The organism is Catenuloplanes niger (assembly GCF_031458255.1).
Taxonomy (GTDB): Bacteria; Actinomycetota; Actinomycetes; order Mycobacteriales; family Micromonosporaceae; genus Catenuloplanes; species Catenuloplanes niger.
In genome coordinates this window covers 9008983-9033498 of sequence record NZ_JAVDYC010000001.1, presented here as the reverse complement: position 1 = coordinate 9033498, position 24516 = coordinate 9008983, and the positions used below count along the sequence as shown (strand labels likewise).

Here is a 24516-nt window from a genome sequence, read left to right as displayed (position 1 = left end):
AGGCAGCCCGGCTCGACGAGCCTTCGAAGGGCGGCGGCACCGAGGTGGACGACCGGCCCGGCGGCGGCCCCCGGCGCACGACCCGGCGGCGGGCCCGGTGTACGGGCCCGCCGCCGGGACCGGGTCAGTGGCCCGCGACGGGGCCGCTGATCTCGTTCGGGGTCGCCTCCAGGGTAGCGGAGGTGACGACCTTGCCGGTGGTCAGGTCCAGCTGGTGCACCTCGTTGGTGGCCGGCTCGGTGATGTAGGCGGTGGCCCCGCGGACGAATATCGCCGGGCGCGGCTGCTGCCACTCCAGCGGCTCCTCCCAGGCCGCGACGACCGGCCACGAGTTCGTGATCTTCCCGGTGGCCGGGTCGATGACGTGCAGGTTGCCGTCGGTGCCGAGGATCAGGCCCTCGCCGTCCGGGCCGCGGTTCAGCGAGCGGAAGGTGTAGCTGACGCCCTTCGGCATCGGCACCACGGTGAGCTTGTCCGTCGTGGTGTCGATCAGCGAGAAGTTCTCCGGCCGCTCCAGTTCGGCGTCCGGCTCGATCTTGTAGTCGCCGAGCAGGACCGGGGAGGCGTCACTGCCGGCCTGGTTGCCGATCCGGCTGTACTCCAGCTCGCTCTGCACCTTGACGAACGCGCCGTTCTTGTACAGCAGGACACCGTCCTCGCAGCCGAGCCCGACGACGTCACCCCGGGCGACGGCCTCGCCGTGCACGCCGGGGCACTGCTCGTTGCGGGCGATCTCCTTGCCGCCGGCGTCGAGCGCGATCGCGCCGGTCCGGGACTCCTCGGTGCCGAGGGTGACGATCAGGGTGCCGTCGGCGAGCTCGACGGCCACGCCGTGGTGCGGGGCGGCGGCCGTGTACCGGCGGCCCTGCGGCTTGCCGGCGGCCAGGTCCTTCGGGTCGAAGCTGTTGACCTCGCCGGTGCCGTCGGTGAACAGGATGGTGCGCTCGCCGTGCCGGACGACGTGGCCGGGCTTCGCACCGGGATAGGTGACGTCGGTCAGCCGGCCGGCGGCGGCGTCGAGGACCCGGAAGCCGTCGGCGGTGGAGACGAAGACGCTGCCGGCGTCACCGGCCGGGTTGACCCGGTTGAACCCGTCCAGCGGGATGTCGTGCGCGACCGTCAGCGTCCGGCCGTCGAGGACGAGGATGCCGCCGTCGTAGGTGATGGTGACGGGCTCGGTGACGCCGGCGGAGGGCGGCGCGGCGGCCGGCGTGGACGCCGCCTGGTTGGCGCAGGCGGCCAGCGCCAGCGAGCCGGCGGCCAGGACGGCCACACCGCGGACCTTACGTCGATTCACTGCGAACTCCTCTAGCTAAAACGACAATCATTTTCATTAAAGGTACAGGCGAGGCCCGGGTACGGAACCGGGGGGTCTAGCCGGACAGGCCGCCGATGATCGCGTCGGCGTTGAACCGCATCATCGCCAGGTACGTCGCGGCGTCGCCGTCGGGCTCGCCGAGCGACTCCGAGTACAGCCCGACCACCCGCACGGTCACGCCGGCCTCCGCGGCCAGCACCTCCGCCAGCCGGGCGGGCTGCGCGGTGTCGGCGAATATCGCCGGCACCCGGTGCTCCTCGATCGCGGCGACCAGCGACGCCAGGTCGGACGCGCTCGGCGAGGCGAGCGTCGTGCCGCTCGGCAGGACCGCGCCGACCACCTCGAGGTCGTAGCGGTCGGCGAGGTAGCCGAACACGTGATGGTTGGTGACCAGGACCCGGCGCTCCGCCGGGATCCGCGCGAACCGCGCCGCGAGCTCCGCGTCCAGCTCGTCCACCTGCGTCGCGTACGCCTCGGCCCGCGCGCGCACGACCGCGGCGTCCACGCCGTCCACGTGGGTGATGATCTCGTCGGCGAGCAGCCGCACCGCCGCGCTCATCCGGGCCGGGTCGGTCCAGAAGTGCGGGTCGGGCAGGCCCGCCGCGTCGCCGTCCCGGTAGTCCATCGGCTCGGCCCGCGCGCCCACCTCGACGGCCGCGACGCCCTCGGACCGGGCCGAGTCGACGTGTTTCAGCACGCCCTCCTCGAGCCCCAGGCCGTTGTAGACGACCAGGTCGGCGCTCTGCATCGCGTGCGCCTCCCGGGCCGAGATCCCGAACGAGTGCGGGTCGGCGCCCGCCTTCATCAGCACGGTGACCTCGGCCTGATCGCCGGCTATCTGCCCGACGACGTCGCCGAGGATGTTGGTGGTCACCACGATGCGCGGTGCGCCGCCGACGGCGCACGCGGTGCCGCCGGTCAGGATCGCGGCCGTGACGGCCAGGGCGGCGGTCAGCCTTCTCACCGGCCCACCTCCACGGCCAGGTCCGGCTGCTGCGAGGCGGCGAGCGTACGGGCGGTACGCAGCCCGTCGCGGTAGTCGATCTCGTGGATCACCCGTGTCTGCGGCGCGGCCAGGTAGGCCCGGTTGACGTCGACGGTGAGCGTCGTGGCCCGCAGCAGGGCCTCCGCCAGCGGCTCGCCCGTCTCCAGGTCGTAGCTGATCAGCGTGCCGGCGGCATCGAGCGCGAGGACGGTGTCGCCGTCCGCGGGCGAGGCGGCGGCGACGAGCTCGCGGCCGCCCGCGGGCAGGTGCCTGAGGGTGACCTTGGAGGCGTTGACCGACCAGATGCCGCCACGGTCGGCCACGGCCGCCTCGTTGCTGCGCGGGCGGAACCCGAAGCCGCCCGGCGCGACCGGCCCGGCGGGCGAGTCGAGGACCGTGGCCGTCAGCGCGTCCCGGTCGTGCCGTACCCGGATCAGGGAGTCCTCGCAGGCGATGACCGCGCCGCCGCGCAGCACCACCCCACCGCGCGGCGCCGCGCACGGCACCCGCAGCGCGCCGGTCTCCCGGCCGTCGGCGCCCATCGCCACGATGCGGTTCGCGGGCCGGTCCCGGGCGTCGCCGACGGCGACCAGCAGCTGCCCGGCGTACGGCACGGCCAGCGCGGTCGCGCTCCCGGAGTCGATCGTGGCCAGCTCCGCGACCGCGCCCTCCGCCAGCCGGTGCCGGTCGAGGACGCGGATCCGGCCGTCCGCGGTGCCGACCGTGGTGTGCGCCTCGAACCCGGTCACGGACACGATCGGGGCGTCGACGGTCACGGTGCCGAGCGCGGTGGCCGGCGCCCGGTAGTAGTGGACGTGGTCGGCGTGGTCGACGGTCCACACGCCGGCATCGACGATCTCCAGCGTGCGGTCGCCGTCACCGACGTAGACGAACCGGCCGTCCTCGGTGAGCTGCTGCGCGCCGACGGAGAGCCCGACCTGCTTCTCCTGTGCGGTCGCGAGGTCGAGCAGGCTCAGCTGCCTCGAGTCCCGGGCCGCGTAGGCGATCGCGGACTGTGCCTCCGGCAGTTCCTCGGCGCCGGCGACGTACCCGTGCGGTGGTTCCTCGGTCTGTTGCCCGGAGGCACAGGCCGAGACGGCCAGCGCCAGGCTCAGCGCGGCGACGCCGGCGAATCTGTGCGTGATCACAAAGCTCCTTTCGGGGAGTGGCGCCGCAGCACGCCGTCGGCGACGCGGCGGGCGGCGAGGACGAGGAAGAAGATCGCGACGGCGACGGCCGCGATCGTGGCGCTGGCGGCGGTCGCGGCGAACCAGGAGATCCACAGGCCGGCGACCGTGGCGGTCGCGCCGATCGCGAAGCTGGTCAGCATCACCGCCAGCAGTCGCCGGGCGACCAGCATCGCCGCGGCGGACGGCGCGATGAGCATCCCGAAGGCCAGCAGCGTGCCGACCACGCTGAACGCGACCGCCATCGTCACGGTCAGCATGATCATCATCACGGCGTTGGTCAGTCCGGGCCGCAGGCCGAGCGTGCGGGCCTTGCGCGGGTCGAACGTCAGCGCCAGGAACGGCCGGTGGAACACCAGCGACACCACCGCCACCACGACGCCCGCCCCGGCGAGCAGCACGAGGTCGGCCTGCCGGATCGCCAGCACGTCACCGAAGAGGAACGCGGTCAGGTCGGTGGCGAACGAGCGCGAGTGCGACACCACGATCACGCCGACCGAGAGCATGCCGACGAACAGCAGCCCGATGCTGGTGTCGCGGCCGAACTCGCGGCTGTCGCGCAGTGCGTTGACCCCGGCCACCATGGCGAGCGCGCTCACCGCGGCCCCGGCGACGAGGTTGCCGCCGAGGATCGACGCGACCGCGACGCCGGGCAGCATGCCGTGGCTCATCGCCTCGCCGAGGAACGTCATCCCGCGGGCGATCACCCACACCCCGACCAGGGCACAGACGGCGGCCAGCAGAACGCCGCCGGCCAGGGCGCGCAGGACGAAGGAGACGGTGAACGGCTCGAGCAATGACGAGATCACCGGGCCTAGTATACTAGGATTGAAAATCGTTATCGTTAAGGGGTTCCGTTGGGTACCGCACCACTGACCGCCGAGAACCTCGGCTTCCGGTACGCCGGCACGCCCGTGCTGCACGGCGTGAACCTGCGGGTCGAGCCCGCCTCGATGCTCGCCGTGACCGGCCCGAACGGCTCCGGCAAGAGCACGCTGCTGCACCTGCTCGCCGGCGTCGTCCGGCCGTCGGAGGGCGTCGTCCGGCGAGCCCCGGCCACCCGCGTCGCCCTGCTGCCGCAACGCACCGGCGACATCGACGCGCTCCCGCTCACCGTCGCCGAGTGCGTGCGGATCGGCACGTTCACGCCGTCCCGGCTGCTGCCCCGCCGCACCCGGCAGGACCGGGCCGCGACGGCCGACGTGATGGACCGGCTGGAGATCGCCCACCTGGCCCGGCGCCGCCTGCGGGAACTGTCCGGCGGCCAGCGCCAGCGCACCCTGCTCGCCCAGGCGTTCGTCCAGCAGGCCGACGTCTACGTCCTCGACGAGCCCACCGCAGCGCTCGACACCCGCACCCGCCGGCACGTCCACGACCTGCTCCGCGACCGGGTCCGGGCCGGCGCGGCCGTCATCATCGCCAGCCACGACCACGACGAGGCATCCCTCGCCGCGCACACCCTCACCCTCGGCACCGCCACCCCGAACCCGCCGGCCGGACGCTAGGCGAGGCGCCAGCGAGCGGTCCTGCCGGACGGCCCGCGCCCGTCCGGGCCCCGGCCCTCACCCGGACCGCGGGCGGCGGCCGCACGTGCCGCAGTCGCAGTTACCGCTCAAGCCGGGTGTTCGACTTCGGGGCCCTCTACGGGACCGGCATGGTGTGCGCCTCCGCACGGCAGGGGTGACCCTGCCGTGCGTACCCCCCGGAAGGTTGTCAGGCGTCGGCGCCGACGACCGACGGTTTGACAGCGCCCCAGCCGCCGTCGACGTCGACGAACGCGCCGCTGATGTTGCGTGCCGAGTCGCCGGCCAGGAACAGCACGGCGTCGGCCACGTCGGTGGCCTCCTGCATCCGGCGCAGCGGCACGGAGCGCAGATAGGCCGCCTCGTCCCAGCCCGGCGGTGGCCAGGCCGCCGAGGTACGGATGACGGCGGGACGCACCGTGTTGAAGCGGACGTTGTGCGGGCCCCACTCCGCGGTGAGGGTGCGGGCGGCGGCCTCCATGCCACCCTTGGCGGCGGAGTAGAGGACCCATCCGGTGTTGCCGGACGCCCCGATGCCGGACGAGATGTGGACGATGCTTCCGCCGCCGTGGTCGGCCATGTGCCGCGCGGCCTGCCCGGCCAGCAGCAGGGGCGCCCGCAGGTTGACGGCCATGAAGTCGTCGTACATCTCCGGGGTCACCTCGTCGCTCGGCCCGAAGGTACCGAAGCCGGCGTTGTTGACCAGGATGTCGAGCCGCCCGAACCGGTCCGTCACCTCCCGCAGCGCCGCCTCGGGCGCCTCGGGCCGGGACAGGTCGGCCCGCACCACGATCGGGTCGTGCGGGAGCTCACCGGCGAGCCGGGTGAGATGCTCCAGGCCGTTGCCGAGCAGCGCGACCCGGGCGCCGGCCCGGGCCAGTCCGCGGCTGATCTCCGCCCCGATACCGCGGCCGCCGCCGGTCACCAGGGCGGTCCGGCCGGTCAGCGGGCCGTTCGCGGGCACCGTGCCGTCGATGTCGTTGCCGTGTGGGGTGCTCATGCCGCGAACCGCTCCCGCAGCGCGGCCAGGCCGGCGCCGTAGAGGTCGGTCACGAAGCCGACGCTGTCCGATTCGTCGGCGGCGTCGACGTCGACGTCGGCCCACCACTCGACGAACGCCGCACCGCTGTCGGTCACCGGGCTGACCCGGATCACCGCGGTGATCCGGCGCGCCGGGAACGGGTGCTCGGCGACCTCGTAGCCCATGGTCCGCCCGGCGTCGTCGAGCGTCACCAGCCTTTCCTCGGTGCCGATGTCCGCGGCGGCGAACCGCACCACACGGACCGCGCCGACCGCGGCCGGGTCGCCGGTGGCGATGTCGCTGCGGGCGATCCCCGGGTGCCAGCCGGCGAGCCCGCCGAAGTCGCGGATCACCGCCCAGACCCGCCCGGCCTCCCCGGGGACGACGGTGCTGACGTAGGCCCTGCTCATGTCACTCCCTGTGCTCGTGTCGCACGCACCGATCACGGCCGTGCGACATCAAGACTTCGGGACCGGGCGGCCGCGGCCCAGTCCGGAACACCACCGATCCGGGCCGTTCCACCTCCGATCCACCGCCGGATCCCGTCCACCCACCGCCACCGGCGACCGGGTCGTCCCGGAACCGGCATACGATGGCCGGCGTGCCAGTCCCCGCCGAAGCGCCGAACCGCCGTCTCGCGGACCGGCTCAGAGAGACCCGGCGCACGACGTTCATCGGCCGGCACGACCACCTGCGCGCGTTCGGTGACGCCCTCGACGGGCTGCCCGACGCGCCCGTGCTGCTGTATCTCCACGGGCCCGCGGGAATCGGCAAGTCCGCGTTGCTGCGCCGCTTCGCGGACCTGGCGGTCACCCGGGGACGCACCGCGGTCGAGGTCGACGGCAAGGCCGTCATCGGCGGCACCGCCGCGTTCGAGTCCGAGGCCGCCGGCGTGTTCGCCGCCGAGCTGCCGGTCCTGCTGATCGACGCCTTCGAGCACTGCCAGGGGCTCGAAGGCTGGCTCCGGGACCGCTTCCTGCCCCGGCTGCCCGACCGGACGGTCATCGCGGTGGCCGGCCGGCGGCCGTTGGATCTCGGCTGGCGCACCGACCCCGGCTGGGGCCCGTTGGTCCGGGTGCTGCCGGTCGGCGCGCTCACCGCGGCGGAGTCGGCCGAGCTGCTCCGCGCCCGGGGCGTCGCCGCGGAACAGCAGCCGGACCTGGTGGCCTACGCCAACGGCCACCCGCTCGCGCTGTCGCTCGCCGCCGAGGTGGCCGTCCGTGAGGGCGCCTGGCAGCCGTCGCAGGACCTCACGTCCGCGCTGCTGCGCCGGCTGGTCGAGGAGGTGCCGTCACCGGCGCACCGCCAGGCGTTGCACATCTGCGCGCACGCGCGTGGAACCACCGAGGCGCTGCTGCGCGCGGCCCTGCCCGGCCAGGACACCGCACCGATCTTCGAATGGCTCCGCGATCAGCCGTACATCGAGGAGGGGCGCGACGGTCTGCGGCCGCACGACATGGTCCGCGACGTCCTCGACACCGACCTGCGGTGGCGCGATCCGGTGACGTATCAGGCGATGCACCGCGGCATGCTGGCGCACCTGGTCCGCGAGGTGCAGGCGGCCGCGCCGGGATCGCTGCTGCACCGGGTCGACGCGGTCAACTACCTGCACCGCAACGGCCGGATCAAGCGGCGCTACTACCGTTTCACCGGACGCGGTGGGGTCGCCGAGACCCGGCTGCGTGCGGGGGACCACGCGGCGCTGATCGACATGACCGGCCGGGTGGACGGCCCGGAGTCCGCCGAGCTGGTCGCGCACTGGCTGCGGCATCAACCGGACGCCTTCCACGTGCACCGCCGGGCCGGCACGGACGAGCCGGTCGGGTTCCTCACCCTGCTGCGGCTGGGGACCGCGGACGAACGGCTCGCCTCCACCGACCCGGTCACCGCCGCGGCCTGGGCGCACACCGACGCCACCGCGCCGTTGCGCGAGGAGGAGCACATCGGGATCGCCCGGTTCATCGTCGACCCGGTCACGTACCAGCGGCCGTCGGAGATCATGGATCTGGTGCTTCAGCGGCTCGTCGGCACGTACCTCACCGCGGCCCGGCCGGCCTGGAGCTACACGCTCTGGTCGGACCCGTCCTGGGACGAGCTGATGCGGTACTCGCAGCACGATCTGGTGACGAAGCTGCCGCAGGGCGCGCTCTACGGCCACGACTGGCGGGCCCGGCCGCTGGCCGGCTGGCTGGACGGCGTCGGCGCCGAGGATCTGTTCGGCAGCCGGCCGGAACCGGACGGTACGGCGCCCGACGGCTACACCGTGCTGTCCCGGTCCGGTTTCGACGCCGCGGTCCGCGACGCCCTGCGCCGGCGGCACGATCCGGACCGCGGGGCGGCGAACCCCCTCCTCGGCACCCGGCTGATCCGTGAGTACCCGGCACCCGACCCGGCGACCGCGCTGGACCGGCTGCTCACCGAGGCGGTCGAGGAGATCGGCCCGGAGTCGTCACCGCATCAGCGGCTGTACGAGACGCTCCGGGTCACCTACTTCGAGGGCCTGCCGTCGCAGGAGGCCGCGGCGGCGCGGCTGACGATGCCCATGACCACGTACCGGCGGCACCTGAACCGGGCGGTGGACCGGGTCGCCGAGCGCCTGTGGCTGCGGGAGATGGCCGCCCACCGCGACCGGTGACGCCGATCCTCGTGATCCGCGGCGGCCGGCCGGCCGAGGGCGCACAGCGAGATCCCTACCACACGATGATGCCGCCGCCCACCGCCTCGGCGCGACGTACCGCCTCTTTCATGGTGGCGAGGTAGTGGAGGATGCGGTCGCTGTCGCCGATCGTCCGCTCGGAGAGATAATCGACGTTGTCCTCCAGCAACCGGCATTCCCGCGCGAAGGCGTCGAGTTGCTCGGGCGAGACCTGCAGGTTGCCGCGGTTCTCCACCGTGATGTCAGCGAGTTGCGGTAGAAGGGTCGCACCGAGGCTTCGCGCAGCCTCGGACCCCCAGAGCGTGTAACGGAAGTTCTCGGCCCCCACCCCGGTGTTGACGCCCGGCGGGTTCTCGACGCCTCTCCGGCCGGCGTAGGCGTCCTCGTCCGGCACCCACACCGAGATGCTCAGGCTCATACCGGAACTCCTGTCCCGTCGTGGCTGACGGCGCCCATGGTAGCGATCATGCGCACCGGGCCGGCACCGATACGATCGTGGAACGCCGGATGATCGGCCACCGGCCGGGGAAAGGTGGGTGGGTCCCGCCTGCCCAGCACCACTCCCACCGGCGAGAGAAACGCGTGATGACGCTCAGTGCAACACCCCACATGACGCCGGTACGTACGACGGTCTTCGCCGTCGCCGCCGGGCTCGCGGTCGGGAACCTCTACTGGGCACAGCCGCTGATCGAGGTGATCGCCGGCACGTTCGGCGTCTCCTCCCCCGCGGCCGCCGCGCTCGTGACCGTCACCCAGGTCGGCTACGCCGCCGGCATCTTCCTGCTGGTCCCGCTCGGCGACGTGCTCAACCGGCGGCGCCTCGTCCCGCTGATGCTGCTGCTGTCGGCCGGGATGCTGCTGGCCGCGGCCGCGTCACCGGGATATCCGGTGCTGTTCGCCGCGCTCGGCGGGCTCGGGATGACGACCGTCGGGGCGCAGCTGCTCACCCCGCTGGCCAGCGAACTGGCCGCACCGGACCGCCGGGGCAGCGTCGTCGGCACCGTCGCGTCCGGGGTACTGGTCGGCATCCTGCTGTCCCGCACCGTCAGCGGCGTCGTCGCGGACCTGTTCGGCTGGCGGGCGATCTTCCTCCTCGCCGCCGGTGCGACCGTGGTCGCCGCCGCCGTGCTCCACGGCATCATCCCGGCGCTCGCACCGCGCGAGCCCATCCCGTACCCGCGCCTGCTCCGCTCGGTCTTCACCACCGTCGGGCAGCTTCGCGCCGCGCCGCCGACCCTGCTCATCTCCGCGGCCGGCTTCGCGGTGTTCTCGCTGTTCTGGACGTCGCTGACGTTCCTGCTCACCGCGCCGCCGTTCGGTTACTCGGTGACCCGGATCGGACTCGTCGGGCTGGCCGGCCTCGCCGGCGCGCTCGCCGCGCGGCAGGCCGGCGCGCTGCACGACCGCGGCCGGTCGGTGGCCGCCACCGGTGCCGCGCTCGCCCTGCTCGCGCTGTCCCTGACGATCGCGTGGGCCGGCCAGGATTCGATCATCGTGCTGATCGTCGCCGTCGTCCTGCTCGACGTCGCCGTGCAGGCCGTCCTGCTGCTCGGCCAGACCCGGCTGTTCGCGCTCGCCGGCCCGGCCCGCAGCCGGGTGAACACCGCGGTCGTGGTCAGCAACTTCCTCGGTGGCGCCGTCGGCTCGGCCGTCGCCGGCCCGCTCTGGGCCGCCGGCGGCTGGGCGGCGATCATGTCAGCCGCGATCGGCGTCACGCTCACCGCGCTGCTCCTCTGGGCGACGACCCGCCGGCGCCTGGCCACCACCGGGACCCCCGCGGACGGCGTCGAGCGCGACTGACGGACCGGGGTCCGACGACGATCCGGCGCGCGGGGTACGCCGCCGTCACGTCGCTTGACCCGGTGGTGGGAACACACGGTGGAATCCCGGCGCCCCGTTCGGGCGACGGGCCGCTCGCGGCCCACCGCCCGGGAGTTCCGCAAACGGGTGCGGCGGGCAGACTGCGTCGGGATCGAGGTAGTGCCCGGTCACGTCGAGGCTTCCCGCCCGCGGCGGTGGGAAGCCCCAGGAGAGGAAACCCGATGAGCGACACCATCAGCGTGTACGACAACCCCGCCCAGCACCGGTACGAGATCACAGTGGACGGTGACCTCGCCGGTTTCGCCGTGTACTACCGGGAAGGGCAGCGCATCGTCTTCATCCACACCGAGGTCGCGGTCGAGTACGAGGGACGCGGTCTGGGCAGCCGCCTTGCCCGCGGTGCGCTCGACGACGTCCGTGGCCGGGCGCTGCGGGTGGTGCCGGCCTGCCCGTTCTTCGCGAAGTTCATCCGCACGCACGCGGAGTACCAGGACCTGACCCGGGCCGTCGAGCGGCGGCGGGCCGTGCTGGGCGAGACCGATGACTGACCCGGTGCCGACGTCGTACCACCGGGCCGGCATCACGGTCGGTCCGCAGCTCGTCGACCGGGGTGGGCGCCCGGAGTCCCGGATGGCGCTGTGCGCGTGCGGCCGGTCGGTGCGGCGGCCGTTCTGCGGCAACACCTGCCGCGGCTGACCGCCCGCGGCGCGATCCGCCACGGCGGCGCGCGGTTGTTGACCGTGTGCCGGGCACACGGTGTCGACTCACCTCACCCGCCGGCCACGAGCCGGCGGACCGGTTGAGGGATTCCTCGGCCCGTGCCGGCGGGCGCCGTCGCCGAACGACGACGGACCGCACCGACCGGCACGAGTTCACCAGCGCAGCCGTCCGACGGCGCATCGAGAAGGACGAGAACCATGACGAGGATCGGGACCGCGACCGGTCGTAGAGGCAGGTCCGACATGGCACACACATCATCGCGTACGGTCATCGACGTCGACCGGCTGAACATCTCGTACGGCGACTTCCACGCGGTCAAGGATCTGTCCTTCCGGGTCGAGCAGGGCGAGCTGTACGCGTTGCTCGGCACGAACGGGGCCGGCAAGACCTCCGCGCTGGAGACCGTCGAGGGGCACCGGAAGCCGTCGTCGGGCACCGTGCGGGTCTTCGGCACGACGCCGGCGGACCGGCGGGCGGTGCGCGCCCGGATGGGCATCATGCTGCAGGAGAGCGGATTCTCCGCCGATCTCACCGTCGCGGAGTCCGTCCGGCTCATCGGCCGGCTCTCCGGCCGCACCGACTCGGTCGACCGGGTCCTCGGCACCGTCGACCTCACCCGCAAGGCCGACGTGCGGGTGGGGCAGCTGTCCGGCGGTGAGAAGCGACGGCTCGACTTCGCCACCGCCGTCTACGGCCGGCCGGAGCTGATCTTCCTCGACGAGCCGACCACCGGGCTGGACATCCAGTCCCGGGACGCGCTCTGGGCCGCCGTGTCCGAGTTGCGCGGCCACGGCTCCACCGTCGTGCTGACCACGCACTACCTGGAGGAGGCCCAGCAGTACGCCGACCGGATCGGGCTGATGCACCGGGGAACCCTCCGGCGCGAGGGTACGGTGTCCGAACTGACCCGGCAGCTGCCCGCGTCGATCCGGTTCTCGCTGTCCCCCGGCACCCCGCCCCCGCCGATCGGCGCCCGGGCGGCGGACGGCACGGCGTACGCGGCCGAGACGTTCCGGTTGCAGGCCGATCTCAAGCTGTTGCTCGACTGGGCGGCCGCGCACGACGTCGACCTGCGGGACCTGTCCGCCGCACCGACCCGGCTCGACGACGTCTTCCGGTCCATCGAGACCGAACCGGTCCCCACCCCCGCACCGACCCGATAGAGGCGTCGTCATGTACCCCATCGCGTACAGCGAATTCACGCAGATCTTCCGCAACCGCGCCGTGCTGATCTCCACCCTCATGCCGCTGGCCGTCAGCGCGTTCTTCATCTACCGCCGCGACACGTTCACCGCGCTCGGCGGCACCGGCTACGTCGCGGCGACGCTCGCCTTCACGATCGCCGCGTTCAGCCTCTACACCACGGCGGTGACCACGCTGGCCGCCCGCCGGCAGGACCTGTTCCTCAAGCGGCTGCGCTCCACCACGGCCGGTGACGCGGCGATCCTGTCCGGCCTGACGCTGCCGGTCGCGGTGACCGCGCTGGTCCAGGTCGGCGCGGTGCTCGGCGTGTTCGCCGCGGTGACCGGCGGCCCGGCCGACCCGGTGCTGCTGACCGGGGCCATCCTGCTGGCGTTCCTGACGATGCTCGCGCTCGCGATGGCCACCGCCGGCCTGACCGGCTCACCCGAGCAGGCCCAGGTGACCACGCTGCCGATCAGCCTCACCACGATCGGCGTCGCGTCCTGGGTGGGCATCACCGGCACGGAGGACCTGGCCGCGCTGAAGCGGGCGCTGCCCGGCGGAGCCGCCGCCGAACTGATCATCAACGCCTGGAACGGCGGTGTGCCGCTGACCGGGTCACTGCCGCTGCTGGTCCCGGCGCTCGGCTGGGTCGTGCTGGCCGCCGTACTCGCCCTGCGGCTGTTCCGCTGGGAACCCCGCCGGTGACGCACGGTGCGGTCCTGACCCGCGTGCCGGGCACGGGCTCAGGACCGCGCCACGTCAGCCGGTGACGACCACGGCCTTACCGTGCAGGGCACCGGTACGCAGGGCCTCGATCGCGTCGTCCGCCTGCTGCCATGAGCCGCGCCAGGAGATGGACGGCCGCAGGGCGCCGCGCGCCAGCTGCTCGCCGAGCCAGGTGAAGTCCGGCGGCAACGGTGTGCCGTCGAACTGGTGGAAGCTGACGACGGTCCGGTTGTTGCGCCCCGGGTCGGCCATCAGCGCACCGCGCGGGAACGCCTCCTCCTCCACGGCCAGATGCCCGAGCGCGACGAGCACGCCGCCGTTGCCGAGCCGGTCGAACGCGCGGACGAGCAGTGCGCCACCGACGGTGTCGACGACGGTGTGGACGGTGCCGTCGTAGTCGGCCGGGTCGGCGACCACGACACCGGCTCCGAGGCCGCGCAGCTCGTCGCCGTACCGTTCCACGGACCTGGTCACCGCGATCGGCAGCGCGCCGCCCATCCGCGCGAGCTGGACCGCGTACCGGCCGACGCCACCGGTGGCTCCGGTCACCATGATCCGCCGCCCGAGCGTCGCGCCCCCGGTACGCAGGGCGCGCAGCGCGCTGTTGGCCGCCACCGGAACGGTGCTGAGCGACGCGAGATCCGCGCCCTCGGGGGCGGTGCCGAGCATGTCCACCCCGACCGCCCGGAACTCGGCCCAGCCCCCGTCCGGGCCGAAGGTGGTGACCGGGGTGCCGACGGCCGGACCGGACCCGTCGGCCGCCGCCGCCACGACGTGACCGGCCGCCTCCCACCCGGGTACGCGCCCGTCGGCCAGACCGGCCGCGGTGGCGAGATCGCCGTTGTTCAACGCGAACGCTCCCACCCTGACCAGCACCTCACCGGCGGCGGGCGTCGGCGTCGGCACGTCGGCCAGCCGGACACCGGACGGACGACCGTGATCGACGATCAGTGCACGCATGTCACTCCTCCTCGGACGCCTTCCCCGCGACTGACACCGTGCCACCACATTGCACGCGCGCGAGGAACGGCAACTGCCACGCATACCTCGATTCCCGGCGTCCGACAACCGCCCGCCGGGCGGGTCCGGCCGAGCGCCGTCTCTCACGGTCGTCTCAGATTCGCTCGGTACGAAGTTGGCCTCGGACAATCGATGCACGCCGTCAGGAGGCTGTTGATGAAGGTCAACGCAGCGCCGCCCAGGGAAGCGCCGGCCGGTTGGCGGGCCGGTGGGTGCCCTGGTCGGTGATCGGGTTGTGGGTGCTGTCCGCGGTCATGGTGCCGTTGAGCGGGAGGTTGAGCTCGGTCACCACCGACCGAGCCGTGGACACCCTTCCGGCCGGCGTGACGCCGCGACGGACCGCCCCGCCGGGCTGGAACTCGAGGTGACCGGCCCGGCCGCGGTCGACGGCGACATGGACGCCGTCTTCGACGGCATCGACCTGCAGGTCTTCCTCACCACGGTCGTCGTCGTCACGCTGCTGCTCATCCTCACGTACCGCAGCCCGGTGTTGTGGTTGATCCCGCTGGTGGTCGTGAGCGCGGCGGCCCTGACCGCGATGGCGACCGTCCACCTGCTCGTCGAGGGCTTCGGCATCGTGGTCAACGAGCAGAACTCGCGGTCCTCGCGACACTTCCGCTGGTGTTGCTGATCGAGGTCGGTTTCCTGGTCGCCTTCGGCGTGCTGCTCGACGCCCTGCTGGTGCGGTCGGTCCTGGTGCCCGCCCTCACGCTGCTGCTCGGCCGGCGGATGTGGTGGCCGAGCCGGCTGTCCCGGCCGGTGGAGCTGCCGGGCGATCAACGGCCACTCGTGGACGACGAGGAGCCCGCGCTGCAACGGTAGGCGCGGCGGCACCGTCGAGATCCGGGACGGGCTCAGGCCCGTCCCGGATCTTCGTCACGACCGCGGCCGGCGCGCCCGTTGTGCCGCACGCCGGGACCTCGGCATGGACGCGGCGGGTCAGTGCGCCACCGTGCCCTCCCGGGCGGTGGGCCGCCTGATCCGGGCGGGCTGGTCAGGTAGCGGCGGGAAGGCTGACCCGCAGGAGCGCGCCGCCGCGGGCGGACCGGGCGACGGCGACCCGGCCGCCGTGGGCGTCGACGACCCGCTGCACGATCGACAGCCCCAGGCCGGATCCGGGCAGCGCCCGGGCGCTGTCGGCACGGTAGAACCGGTCGAACACCCTCGGCACGTCGGCGGCGTCGATGCCGGGCCCGGCGTCGTCGACCTCGAGCACGGCCGACGCGCCCTCGGCGCGGAGCCGGACCTGGACCGGGCGGTCCGCGGGAGACCACTTGCCGGCGTTGTCGATGAGGTTGAGCACCGCCCGCTGGAGCGCGGCGGGACGCCCGCTCACCCACACGGGCGTGACGTCGAGCGCGATCTCGATGTCGGGCACCCGGGAACGCGCCCGGGTCGCGGCCGCGACCACGACGTCCGCGAGGTCGAGCGCCTCGGTGCTCTCGTCGTTGACGTCACCGCGCGCCAGATCGGTCAGCTCGGCGACGAGGGTGCTCAACTCGGCCACCTGCGCGCCGAGATCGTCGAGCAGCCGGGTCCGGCTCCGTGCCGAGAGGGCGGTGTCGAGGGTGCCCCGCCGATCGAGCCGGATCAGCAGCTCGACGTTGAGGCGCAGGCTGGTGAGCGGGGTCTTGAGCTCGTGCGCGGCGTCCTCGGCGAGCAGCCGCTGAGCCCGCCGGGAGTCGCGGAGCGCGGCGAGCATGTCGTTGATCGACTGGATCAGCCGCCGGATCTCCCCACCGCCCTCGTCCGGGATGTCCGCGTCGATGTCCCGGGTGTACGCGACACGGACCGCCGCGGCGGTCAGCCGGTCGATCGGTGCCAGCCCGGTCCGCGCCACGGTCCGCCCGACGAGCGCGCCCCCGGCCACGCAGAGCAGCCCGATCAGCAGCATGCCGAACCCGAACTGGTTGAGCGGGCTGTCGTCGGTGGCGCGGGCCACCTGGACCGCGCCGTCGCCCGCCCGCAGCGTGTAGACGTGGTAGCCGTCGTCGTCGGTGTCCTCCGACTCCATCAGGTCGGCCGACTCGCCCCGCGCCACACGCAGCGCGTGCTCGCTGACCGGGGGCAGTGCGGGCTGGCCGGCCGGCGTCCGGGTCGAGCCGTCGGCCAGGATGACCCGTGACAGCCGGCCCGCTCCGGGATACGGCGCCAGCTCGACCCGCGCCGGACCGGCGCGCTCCGCGGCCGCCGCCAGGACGCGGGAGTCGGCGCGCAGCTCGTTCTCGGCGGTGTCCCGCAGCTCCCGGTCCATCAGCTCGCTGGCCACCTGGAAGGCCAGGAACACGCTGACCGCGATGGCCGTCGCCGCGATCACCGTCAGCCTGGTCCGCAGGGACAGCCGGCGCCACCATCGGGCCGGCCGGCGCGGTTCCCGGCCGGGACCGCTCACGGAGGGGTCTCCCGCAACGTGTACCCGAAGCCGCGCAGCGTGTAGATCAGTCGCGGCTCACCCTCGGCCTCCGTCTTGCGGCGCAGGTAACTCACGTACACCTGGAGATTGTTGGCGGTGGTGCTCATGTCGAAGCCCCAGATCGCCTCGAACAGCGCGTCGCGCGTCAACACCCGGGTCGCGTTGCGCATGAGGACCTCCAGCAGGGAGAACTCGGTCCGGGTCAGGTGGAGCGGCCGCCCGCCCCGCCACGCCTCGAACCTGTCGGGATCGAGCCGGACGTCGGCGAACGTCAGGAGATGCGCGTCATCGTCGCCCGGCGCGCGGCGGCGCAGCAGGGCCCGGACCCGGGCCAGCAACTCCTCGGTGGCGAACGGCTTGGGCAGGTAGTCGTCGGCGCCCGCGTCCAGCCCCGCGACCCGATCGGAGACCTGGTCCCGGGCGGTCAGCATCAGCACCGGCAGATCCCGGCCCGCCGCCCGCAACCGCCGGCAGGTCTCCAACCCGCCGAGGCGAGGCATCATCACGTCGAGGATCAGCAGGTCCAGCTCGTCACCGTCCGGCCCACCGACCACGTCGAGCACGGCGAGACCGTTGGCGACGGTGCTGACGTCGTACCCCTCGACCAGGAGCACCCGCTCCAGCGACTCACGGATGGCCCCGTCGTCATCCGCGATCAGAATCCGCACGCCGGCCCGCCCCCTCCCAGTCGATGCTTTGCCGCTCATCCTCCCCGGTGAACCTGAAGCGAGGATGAGAACGTCGCCTCGCATCGCGGCTGACGAGAGGGGCGCGGCGTGGTCACGCCGGCCAGGCGAGCAGTGCCGTGTCGACGATCTCGTCGAGCACGTCGGGCCCGAAGCCGTTCGCGGCCTGCACGGCGATGCCGAATCCCGTCGTCATGACGAATCGGGCGAGGCGTCCCGGGTCGGCGTCGCCCGGGAGGTCACCCTCCTCGACGGCGCGCCGGAAGCGCGCCTCGAGCTGGTCACCGGCATCGACGCGCCAGCCGACCAGCACGTCGTGCGCCGGCCGGCTCTGCTCACTCAACGCCAGCGCACCCTGGACGGACAGACATCCCGTGGGGCGGCCGGGCGACGTCGTCGTCCGGACGGCTCCCCGGAGGAAGGTCTCGGCCACCGCGCGCGCGGTGGGCTCCCGCAGCGCGCGTGTCGCGTAGGAGGCCGGACCCTCGGCGTAGCGCTGCACGGCCTTGCGGAAGAGCTGCTCCTTGTTGCCGAAGGCGGCGTACATGCTCGACTTGGTGATCCCCATCGCGCCGGTCAGGTCCGTGAGGCTGGTGCCGTCGTAACCCCGCGCCCAGAACACCTGCATGGCGCGTTCCAGTGCCTCGTCGACGTCGAACTCCCGCGGGCGACCGAACACTGTGCTCTGGGATCCACTCATGACGGCATCCTCCTCGATCCGGGGTCGGCGGGCCGGTGCGGCCAACTGTCTCGCTCCTCACAGCCGACTTTACTCCCGATCGGTCCGGATGTGCTAGCGTCTTTCTGGACCGACCGGAACTTAAAGGGTCGCGCCCCCCATCAGGAAGAGGATCACCACGATGAGAACCACCTCGCTCGGCGGGCTGCGGACCTCCCGCATCGGTCTGGGCGCCATGGGCATGTCGTCCTTCTACACCGGCGCCGGCCGGCGTGACGAACAGTCGATCCGCACCATCCGGCGGGCCCTGGACCTCGGCGTCACCCACCTCGACACCGCCGAGGCGTACGGCCCCTTCGTCAACGAGGAACTGGTCGGCCGCGCCATTCGGGGACGCCGGGACGAGGTCGTGCTCGCGACCAAGTTCGGCCACGTCTCGCACACCGGCCGCACGGGCAACGACAGCACCCCGGCCAACGTCCGGCTCGCGGTGGAGGGATCGCTGCGCCGCCTCGGCACCGACCACCTGGATCTCTGCTACCAGCACTGGGGCGACGGGGACACGCCGATCGAGGAGACCGTCGCCGCGCTGGCGGAGCTGGTGGCCGAGGGCAAGATCCGCCACATCGGACTGTCGGAGGCCGGGGCGGCGACGATCCGGCGGGCGCATGCCGTTCATCCGATCACGGCGGTGCAGTCCGAGTACTCGCTGTGGGTCCGCGACCCCGAGGCCGAGGTGCTGCCGGTCCTGCGCGAACTCGGTGTGGGCCTCGTCCCGTACTCCCCGCTCGGCCGGGGCTTCCTCACCGGCGGCATCCGCACGCTGGACGACCTCGACGCCGACGACTGGCGCCGCACCAACCCACGCTTCGCCGGCGGCAACCTCGAACGCAACATGAGCATCGTCGACGAGGTCCGCGCGGTCGCCGCCGAGGCCGGGGCCACGCCGGCGCAGGTCGCCCTCGCCTGGCTGCTCGCCCAGGGCGACGACATCGTCCCCATCCCCGGCACCACGCGCATCGAGCGGCTGGAGGAGAACGCCGCCGCCGACGGCATCAGCCTCACCGCCGGCCAGATCGCCCGGCTGGACAACCTGACGCCGGCCACCGGCGACCGCTACGACGAGGCCAACATGGCCGCCCTCGACCACTGAGTGGACCGTCCCCGGAGCCGATCCCGGCATCGACCCGGGACGCTCCCTCGATCGCGGATGCCGTCGCGGTCGTCGCCGGCGGCCCCCGCTCATCTCACCAGGCCACTCGAGGCCGATCGTTGCAGGAGAGAACCATGAGAAGAAGAATGGCCGTCCGGATCGGGACCGCCGTCGCCGCGGTCACCGCAGCCGCCGTGCTGACCGGGACCGGCCTGGTACCGGCGAACGCCGGCATGAACCCCCGGCCGGAGCAGGCCACCGCGCAGGGCACCACCAACGGGCTGCCCTACCGGCTGCCGGACGGCTTCACGTCGAAGTACGCGCAGGTCAACGAGTTCCGGATGCATTATATGCGCGGCGGCAGCGGCTCACCGGTGGTGCTGTTGCACGGCTTCCCGCAGACCTCCGCGGAGTGGGAGCCGCAGCTCGAGGCACTCGCCGAGGACCACACCGTGATCGCGGTCGACCTGCGCGGGACCGGTAACTCCGCCGTCCCGAAGGAGGGCTACGACACGGCGCAGCTGGCCGACGACGTACACGAGCTGCTCACCCAGCTCAAGCTGCACAAGGGCGTCCAGATCGTCGCCCACGACATCGGCGCGTGGATCGCCTACCCGTACGCCGCCATGTGGCCCGACGAGGTCAGCCGGATGGTCGTGATGGAAGGTCCCATCCCCGACCGGTCCCTCTACACGTTCCCGGCCTTCCCCGCGGAGGGGGAGCTGTCGACGTGGCACCTCGGGTTCTTCCAGAAGGACTTCGCGCAGGACCTGGTCCGTGGACACGAGCGCGAACTGGTCAAGGGATTCATCGAGCAGTACCTGGCGGTGGACGGCGCCTTCGACGACCGCGACTACGAGTTCTACGCCCGGTACCTCCGCGAGCCCGGCCGCTACAGGGCGTGGATGGACATGTACCAGGCCCTGCACACGGACATCGCCCAGAACGAGAAGTTCCGCGAGGCGGGTCTGCTGCGGATGCCCGTCCTGGCCGTCGGCGGCGAGGAAGCCCTCGGCAGCGCCGTGGGAACACAGTGGCAGGGCTACGCCGCCGATGTCGAGACTCAGGTCATGGCGGACACCGGTCACTGGCTCACCGAGGAACGACCGCGGGCGCTCACCACGATGCTCCTCGAGTTCCTGCGCTGACGACCGGACACACTGACATCCCCCGAGCACCGGGGCGTACGCGGTCCTCGCGCCGCACGCCCCGGTGCTCGGACCCGAGCGAACGATCTACGCTCGCTCCCGTGCGGAGTGACAGCGTCCTACGCGGGCTGGCGGAGAACCCTTCGGTGCCGGTCGAGGTGCTGGCCGGCCTGATGCGCGACCGGCCCGAGCCGGTCGCCGCGGGACTCGCCGGCCGTACCGAGCTGCCCGTCGCGGTGCAGCGGTGGCTGGCGGGCCACGAGTCGTACCGGGTCCGGCAGGCCGTCGGCAACCGGGTCGGGCTGGACGCGGAGATCCGGGACCGGCTGGCCCGCGATCCCGACTGGCGGGTCCGGCTGGCCGTCCTGTGCCGGCGGGAGCAGCACCCGGCGCTCTCCGCGGAGGCGTTGACCCGCCTGCTGCCGGTGCTGCTCGACGACCTGCCCGCCGACCGCTTCATCACCGACGGCGAGCTGTTCGAGGAGCTGTTCACCGCGGACTGGAGCCGGGTCCCGGTCACCGCCCGGCATCCCGACCCGCGGATCCGCCGATTCGCCGCCCCGTACGCCTGGCGCGACGACCTGCGCTTCCTGTCCTCCGATCCGGATCCGGGCGTCGCCGCGGCGGCGACCGCGTCGATCGCCGAGCACGAGCGGGTCATGGAACCGGCCGACCTGCCGGACCACCACTGTCACGCGTTCTGGGACGTGCTGCACCGGCCGCTGTCCCCGGCACTCGCCGCGCGGGTGGCCGCCGGGGACGACGTCGAGGCCGTCCGAACGATCGCCGCCAACCCGACGGTCACGCCCGGCATCGTCGACGCCCTGTCCCGGCATGCCGATCCCGAGGTCCGGTCCGGCGTCGCCGCCCGTGCGGACCTCACCGCCGCCCAGGTGACCGCGGTCGTCGCCGACCCGAGCCCGGCGGTCCGCGCGGTCGCCGCCACCCGCGCCGATCTCACCCCGGAGCAGATCGCCGCGCTGGCCGCCGACCCGGACGAGGCCGTCCGCGACGCCGTCGCCGGTCACGCGTACCTCTCCGGCGAGGAACGCGCGATCCTCGCCGGCGCCGCGGAGCTGAGCCGGGAGCGGGCCCTGCGATGGGCGGGCGCGCCGAACCCCCGGCTGCGGTGTCGCGCGGCGCAACACCCGGGCCTACCGTCCGGGACGGTCGCGGTGCTCACCGCCGACCCCGACGCCACGGTACGGAGGGCGCTGGCCCTCCACCACCCCGAAGCACCCGGAGCGCTGCTGCTGCGCTGCTATGTGGAGGATTCGCGCCACAGCGGTCTGCTCGCCCGGCCCCGGTTCCCGCGCTCCGGGCTGTCCCGGTTCGCCACCCACCCGGACCCGCACGTGCGGCGGCTCGCGGCCCGCGACGTCGACGCCGACCCGGAGCTGCTCACGTCGCTGCTCACCGACCCGCACCGGTGCGTGCGCGTGGACGCGGCCCGCTCCCCCCGCCTGCCCGCCGACCGGATCACCGCCCTGCTCGACGACCCGGACCTGGCCGTCCTCGCCGCCGCGAACCCGTCCCTCGACTGGCGGCCGGTCATCGCGGCGTTCCGGTAGCGCCCGCCGGCGCACCTCGACGGGTCACGCGTCGCCGTACCCGCGGCGGCGTCGGGGTGCTCCCTCCGCCGCGCGAGTCGAACGTCTCCCGGCGGGGTCACTAGAGTGGACCGGGTGGACACCGCTGATCTCGTCCGGGCCGCGCAGGACGGGGACGCCGGGGCCCTCGGTGCTCTGATCGCCCACCATCGCCCGGCGATGATGGCGGTCGCGCTGAGCCTGCTGTCCCAGCCCGCCGACGCCGAGGACGCGGTGCAGGACGCCGCGTTGACCGCCCTGGTCCGCATCGGCGACCTGCGCGATCCCGCCGCGGCCGGCCCCTGGCTGAAGATGATCGTCCGCAACCGCTGCCGCACGGCGCTGCGCTCCCCCGCGCCCACCCCGGTCGACGAGCTGCGGGCCGTCGCCGGCCTCGGCAACCCCGACGACCTGCTGGAGCGGCACGCGCTGCGGGACTGGGTGGCCCAGGCCGTCGCCGACCTCCCACCATCGCTACGTACCGTGACCATGTTGCGCTATTTCACCGCGGTGTCGTCGACGCACGACATGGCCGCGCTCTGCGGCATACCCGCCGGCACCGTGCGACGCCGCCTGCACGAGGCCCGTCGCGCCCTGTCGGCGAAGCTGGCCGCGGCGCGCTCGCGTCCCTTCGACGGTGCGGGGGATTGGCGGCGGTCCCGCGCGGCGGCCGAGGCGGCGGCGGAGGCGGGCATCGGCGGTACGTTCGGCGCCTACCTCCGGGACGGCTGGGACCCACACGTACGGTCGGCGTGGGCCGGTGGGCGACGCGAGCACGGCTTCGCACCGCTGATCCGGATCATGGACAGCAACGTGGCGGCGGGCATGCTGCCCCGGGTGCGGGACGTGTCGGCGAGCCGTGACCTGGCCCTGTGGCAGATCGACGTGGTGCAGACCGGCCCCGAGCGTGTCTGCGCCGCCGACGCGTACTGGCTGCTGAGCATGCACGACGGCAGAGTGAGCGAACTGCGGATTTTTCAGCGCGGTTAGACCGAGCATTTCGCGGTGCCGGCGCGTCCTGTGGTTTTACACCCGACGCGGAAGGCACATCATGTCCACGTATGTCCTCGTTCCCGGCGCCTGGCAGGGCGGCTGGGCCTGGCAGGGGGTCGCCCGGCGGCTGCGCGCGGCCGGCCACGACGCCGTCACCGTCACCCTGCCCGGGCTGGCCGACGGCGACGACCGCGGTGACCTGCACCTCTCCGGCGCGGTCGACGCGCTGGTGCTCGAGATCGAGAAGCGCGACCTGCACGACGTGGTGCTGGTCGCGCACAGCTGGGGCGGATACCCGGTGACCGGCGCCGCGAATCGGCTGCCGGGCCGGATCGCGGAACTCGTCTTCGTCAACGCCATGGTCCCGCGCCGGGGCATCCCGGTGACCGGCGAGAACGACGAACAGGCGGCGATGATCCACGCTGCGATCGCCGCCGCCCCGGACGGGACCATCCCGCTGCTGCCCGAGTTCCTGCCGCTGCTGCTGCCGGATTCGGGCGAGGAACTGCGCGGGCTCTTCCTCGACCTGGCGGTACCGATGCCCGGCGCCTACTTCACCGAGGCGCTCGACGCGGCGGACGTCACCGGGCTCGGTCTCCCGCTGCGCTACCTGCTCAGCGACAACGACCTGGTGCTGGTACGCCCGGGAGCGGAGTTCGCGGCTCGCCTCGGGCTCGTCCCGGAGATCGTCGGCCGCGGCCACCAGTCGATGGTGACCCACCCCGAGGTGGTCGCGCGGGCGCTGCTGAGGAGATAGGCGCGGGCTCGGTGGCGAGGTCCCGCGCCTCGCGCATGCCGGTCGGGACCGGTCGTCTCGAAGAACCTGGTGACCGGTCCCGTCCCGCGCCCGGTGGGGCGCGACGTTCCCGCCGCGCCCCGGCCCTATCGCAGCGCCGCCGTCAGGTCGGCGGCGATCTCGAAGGTCGGCGCCGCCCGTTCGGTCTCGTCCGCGTTCAGCGCTGTGCGCGCGGCGCGGGCGAGCATCTCCGTCGCGGTTTCCCGGTCGTGCAGCGTCAACGCCAGTTCCGCGCGGTACACCAGGACCTCCACGTACGTGACCGGGTCGTCGCCGGCCTCCGCGCGGGCCAGCGCGCCGTCGAGGACGCGGACCGCCTGGACGGCGTCGCCCTTGGAGTCGGCCAGCACGACCGCGTTCGCCAGTGCGGTGGCGAGCCGTCCGGTGGGTGCGGGTGGCGGGGTGGGTGCCGTGGCGGCGTTCTGGACGACGCGGATCCAGTTGCCGCCCGGGTCGATGACGCTGAACCCGCCCAGCCCGTCCGCGTTCTTTCGCGCCCTGGGCCGGGTCATCCGCGGCAGCCCGGAGACCAGGACCTTGCCGTACGCGGCCCGCATCCCGGCGGCGAACGCCCGGTGCAGCTCCGCGACGTCCGGAGTGAGCACGAGACAGGATCCGTAGGACTGCTCCGGGTCGAACCCGGCCATCTCGAAGAAGTGCAGGTGCAGATCCTCCCGCTGCAGCGTCACGTAGGGGCTGGGTTTGCGCTGCCGGTACGTGGTGCTGAAGCCGAGAGCCGTGTAGAAGGCGGCGACGTCGTCGATCGACGCGCAGGGCAGCAGGGGAACGGTCACCTCGTTGGTCATGGCTCCTTCCTAGGCGCCACGGACGGCCCCTCGCACATGGAAACAGCCGATCATCGCCGCACCCCACCCGATCGGCCGATACAGCGGCGCG

At 73.2% G+C, this 24516-nt stretch carries 27 protein-coding genes; 14 read left to right on the top strand and 13 right to left on the bottom strand.

The genetic code is table 11. The features are described from left to right. Positions 1-124: 124 nt before the first annotated feature. The 4 genes from aztD to aztB all read right to left on the bottom strand — a co-directional run bounded on the left by aztD (position 125) and on the right by aztB (position 4299). Positions 125-1297: a zinc metallochaperone AztD gene (gene aztD, locus J2S44_RS39710; RefSeq protein ID WP_310428234.1), complete on the bottom strand. Its 1173-nt coding sequence runs from the start codon at positions 1295-1297 to the stop codon at positions 125-127. A 76-nt stretch (positions 1298-1373) separates the two neighbouring features. Next, positions 1374-2282, bottom strand: a complete 909-nt coding sequence (gene aztC, locus J2S44_RS39705; RefSeq protein WP_310428231.1) for a zinc ABC transporter substrate-binding protein AztC — start codon at positions 2280-2282, stop codon at positions 1374-1376. Then, positions 2279-3451, bottom strand: a complete 1173-nt coding sequence (locus J2S44_RS39700; protein ID WP_310428229.1) for a hypothetical protein — start codon at positions 3449-3451, stop codon at positions 2279-2281. The genes aztC and J2S44_RS39700 overlap by 4 nt, the downstream gene beginning before the upstream one ends. Further along, positions 3448-4299: a zinc ABC transporter permease AztB gene (gene aztB / locus J2S44_RS39695; RefSeq protein WP_310428226.1), complete on the bottom strand. Its 852-nt coding sequence runs from the start codon at positions 4297-4299 to the stop codon at positions 3448-3450. The genes J2S44_RS39700 and aztB overlap by 4 nt, the downstream gene beginning before the upstream one ends. 48 nt (positions 4300-4347) lie before the next feature. Between aztB and aztA the strand changes: the two genes are divergently transcribed. Next, complete coding sequence (gene aztA / locus J2S44_RS39690; RefSeq protein WP_310428223.1) at positions 4348-4995, top strand: zinc ABC transporter ATP-binding protein AztA; 648 nt, start codon at positions 4348-4350, stop codon at positions 4993-4995. A 208-nt stretch (positions 4996-5203) separates the two neighbouring features. Here aztA and J2S44_RS39685 read toward each other — a convergent pair whose 3' ends face one another. Then, positions 5204-6013: an SDR family NAD(P)-dependent oxidoreductase gene (locus J2S44_RS39685; RefSeq protein ID WP_310428220.1), complete on the bottom strand. Its 810-nt coding sequence runs from the start codon at positions 6011-6013 to the stop codon at positions 5204-5206. Continuing rightward, on the bottom strand, positions 6010-6444 hold the full coding sequence (locus tag J2S44_RS39680; RefSeq protein ID WP_310428216.1) for an SRPBCC family protein: 435 nt from the start codon (positions 6442-6444) through the stop codon (positions 6010-6012). The genes J2S44_RS39685 and J2S44_RS39680 overlap by 4 nt, the downstream gene beginning before the upstream one ends. 191 nt (positions 6445-6635) lie before the next feature. Here J2S44_RS39680 and J2S44_RS39675 point away from each other — a divergent pair, with 191 nt between their 5' ends. Further along, entirely contained in the window at positions 6636-8669 is a 2034-nt protein-coding gene (locus tag J2S44_RS39675; protein ID WP_310428213.1) for an ATP-binding protein, read from the top strand. A 55-nt stretch (positions 8670-8724) separates the two neighbouring features. Here the strand turns inward: J2S44_RS39675 and J2S44_RS39670 are convergent, their stop codons facing one another. Then, positions 8725-9108 carry a hypothetical protein gene (locus tag J2S44_RS39670; RefSeq protein ID WP_310428209.1) on the bottom strand — a complete coding sequence of 128 codons (384 nt, stop codon included), beginning with the start codon at positions 9106-9108 and terminating at the stop codon, positions 8725-8727. 167 nt (positions 9109-9275) lie between these two features. On the opposite strand from J2S44_RS39670, the gene J2S44_RS39665 reads away from it, so the two are divergent. From J2S44_RS39665 to J2S44_RS39645, 5 genes are all read left to right on the top strand, one after another. Continuing rightward, positions 9276-10490 (top strand): MFS transporter, encoded by a 1215-nt coding sequence (locus J2S44_RS39665; RefSeq protein WP_310428205.1) that lies wholly within the window; start codon positions 9276-9278, stop codon positions 10488-10490. Between the two features lie 242 nt (positions 10491-10732). Beyond that, complete coding sequence (locus tag J2S44_RS39660) at positions 10733-11059, top strand: GNAT family N-acetyltransferase (protein WP_310428202.1); 327 nt, start codon at positions 10733-10735, stop codon at positions 11057-11059. Beyond that, positions 11052-11207 carry a CDGSH iron-sulfur domain-containing protein gene (locus tag J2S44_RS39655; protein ID WP_310428199.1) on the top strand — a complete coding sequence of 52 codons (156 nt, stop codon included), beginning with the start codon at positions 11052-11054 and terminating at the stop codon, positions 11205-11207. The genes J2S44_RS39660 and J2S44_RS39655 overlap by 8 nt, the downstream gene beginning before the upstream one ends. A 266-nt stretch (positions 11208-11473) precedes the next feature. Next, positions 11474-12394: an ABC transporter ATP-binding protein gene (locus J2S44_RS39650; RefSeq protein WP_310428197.1), complete on the top strand. Its 921-nt coding sequence runs from the start codon at positions 11474-11476 to the stop codon at positions 12392-12394. Positions 12395-12404: 10 nt separating this feature from the next. Beyond that, positions 12405-13121 carry an ABC transporter permease gene (locus J2S44_RS39645; RefSeq protein ID WP_310428194.1) on the top strand — a complete coding sequence of 239 codons (717 nt, stop codon included), beginning with the start codon at positions 12405-12407 and terminating at the stop codon, positions 13119-13121. Between the two features lie 54 nt (positions 13122-13175). Here J2S44_RS39645 and J2S44_RS39640 read toward each other — a convergent pair whose 3' ends face one another. After that, positions 13176-14102, bottom strand: coding sequence for a zinc-binding dehydrogenase (locus tag J2S44_RS39640; RefSeq protein WP_310428191.1), 927 nt, complete (start codon positions 14100-14102; stop codon positions 13176-13178). 223 nt (positions 14103-14325) lie between these two features. Beyond that, on the bottom strand, positions 14326-14454 hold the full coding sequence (locus tag J2S44_RS39635; RefSeq protein WP_310428188.1) for a hypothetical protein: 129 nt from the start codon (positions 14452-14454) through the stop codon (positions 14326-14328). A 72-nt stretch (positions 14455-14526) separates the two neighbouring features. On the opposite strand from J2S44_RS39635, the gene J2S44_RS39630 reads away from it, so the two are divergent. After that, entirely contained in the window at positions 14527-14793 is a 267-nt protein-coding gene (locus J2S44_RS39630) for an MMPL family transporter (protein ID WP_310428185.1), read from the top strand. Next, on the top strand, positions 14784-14984 hold the full coding sequence (locus tag J2S44_RS39625) for an MMPL family transporter (RefSeq protein ID WP_310428183.1): 201 nt from the start codon (positions 14784-14786) through the stop codon (positions 14982-14984). The genes J2S44_RS39630 and J2S44_RS39625 overlap by 10 nt, the downstream gene beginning before the upstream one ends. A 172-nt stretch (positions 14985-15156) precedes the next feature. Here J2S44_RS39625 and J2S44_RS39620 read toward each other — a convergent pair whose 3' ends face one another. From J2S44_RS39620 to J2S44_RS39610, 3 genes are all read right to left on the bottom strand, one after another. Then, positions 15157-16554: a HAMP domain-containing sensor histidine kinase gene (locus tag J2S44_RS39620; protein ID WP_310428180.1), complete on the bottom strand. Its 1398-nt coding sequence runs from the start codon at positions 16552-16554 to the stop codon at positions 15157-15159. Next, complete coding sequence (locus J2S44_RS39615; RefSeq protein WP_445343966.1) at positions 16551-17282, bottom strand: response regulator transcription factor; 732 nt, start codon at positions 17280-17282, stop codon at positions 16551-16553. The genes J2S44_RS39620 and J2S44_RS39615 overlap by 4 nt, the downstream gene beginning before the upstream one ends. Before the next feature lie 73 nt (positions 17283-17355). Beyond that, positions 17356-17961, bottom strand: a complete 606-nt coding sequence (locus tag J2S44_RS39610; RefSeq protein WP_310428175.1) for a TetR/AcrR family transcriptional regulator — start codon at positions 17959-17961, stop codon at positions 17356-17358. Positions 17962-18121: 160 nt separating this feature from the next. Here J2S44_RS39610 and J2S44_RS39605 point away from each other — a divergent pair, with 160 nt between their 5' ends. The 5 genes from J2S44_RS39605 (at position 18122) to J2S44_RS39585 (ending at position 23580) form a co-directional block, all read left to right on the top strand. Beyond that, positions 18122-19093, top strand: coding sequence for an aldo/keto reductase (locus J2S44_RS39605; protein WP_310425297.1), 972 nt, complete (start codon positions 18122-18124; stop codon positions 19091-19093). A gap of 134 nt (positions 19094-19227) precedes the next feature. After that, positions 19228-20241: an alpha/beta fold hydrolase gene (locus J2S44_RS39600; protein ID WP_310425295.1), complete on the top strand. Its 1014-nt coding sequence runs from the start codon at positions 19228-19230 to the stop codon at positions 20239-20241. A gap of 101 nt (positions 20242-20342) precedes the next feature. Then, a complete protein-coding gene (locus J2S44_RS39595) occupies positions 20343-21812 on the top strand; it encodes a hypothetical protein (protein ID WP_310425293.1) in 1470 nt (489 codons plus the stop codon). A gap of 114 nt (positions 21813-21926) precedes the next feature. Further along, on the top strand, positions 21927-22820 hold the full coding sequence (locus J2S44_RS39590) for an RNA polymerase sigma factor (RefSeq protein ID WP_310425290.1): 894 nt from the start codon (positions 21927-21929) through the stop codon (positions 22818-22820). A gap of 61 nt (positions 22821-22881) precedes the next feature. Beyond that, the gene (locus J2S44_RS39585; RefSeq protein ID WP_310425288.1) at positions 22882-23580 is read left to right on the top strand and encodes an alpha/beta fold hydrolase; all 699 of its coding nucleotides are present in this window, start codon (positions 22882-22884) and stop codon (positions 23578-23580) included. A 125-nt stretch (positions 23581-23705) separates the two neighbouring features. Here J2S44_RS39585 and J2S44_RS39580 read toward each other — a convergent pair whose 3' ends face one another. Then, positions 23706-24425 (bottom strand): DUF8817 family protein, encoded by a 720-nt coding sequence (locus J2S44_RS39580; protein ID WP_310425285.1) that lies wholly within the window; start codon positions 24423-24425, stop codon positions 23706-23708. Positions 24426-24516 lie beyond the last annotated feature (91 nt).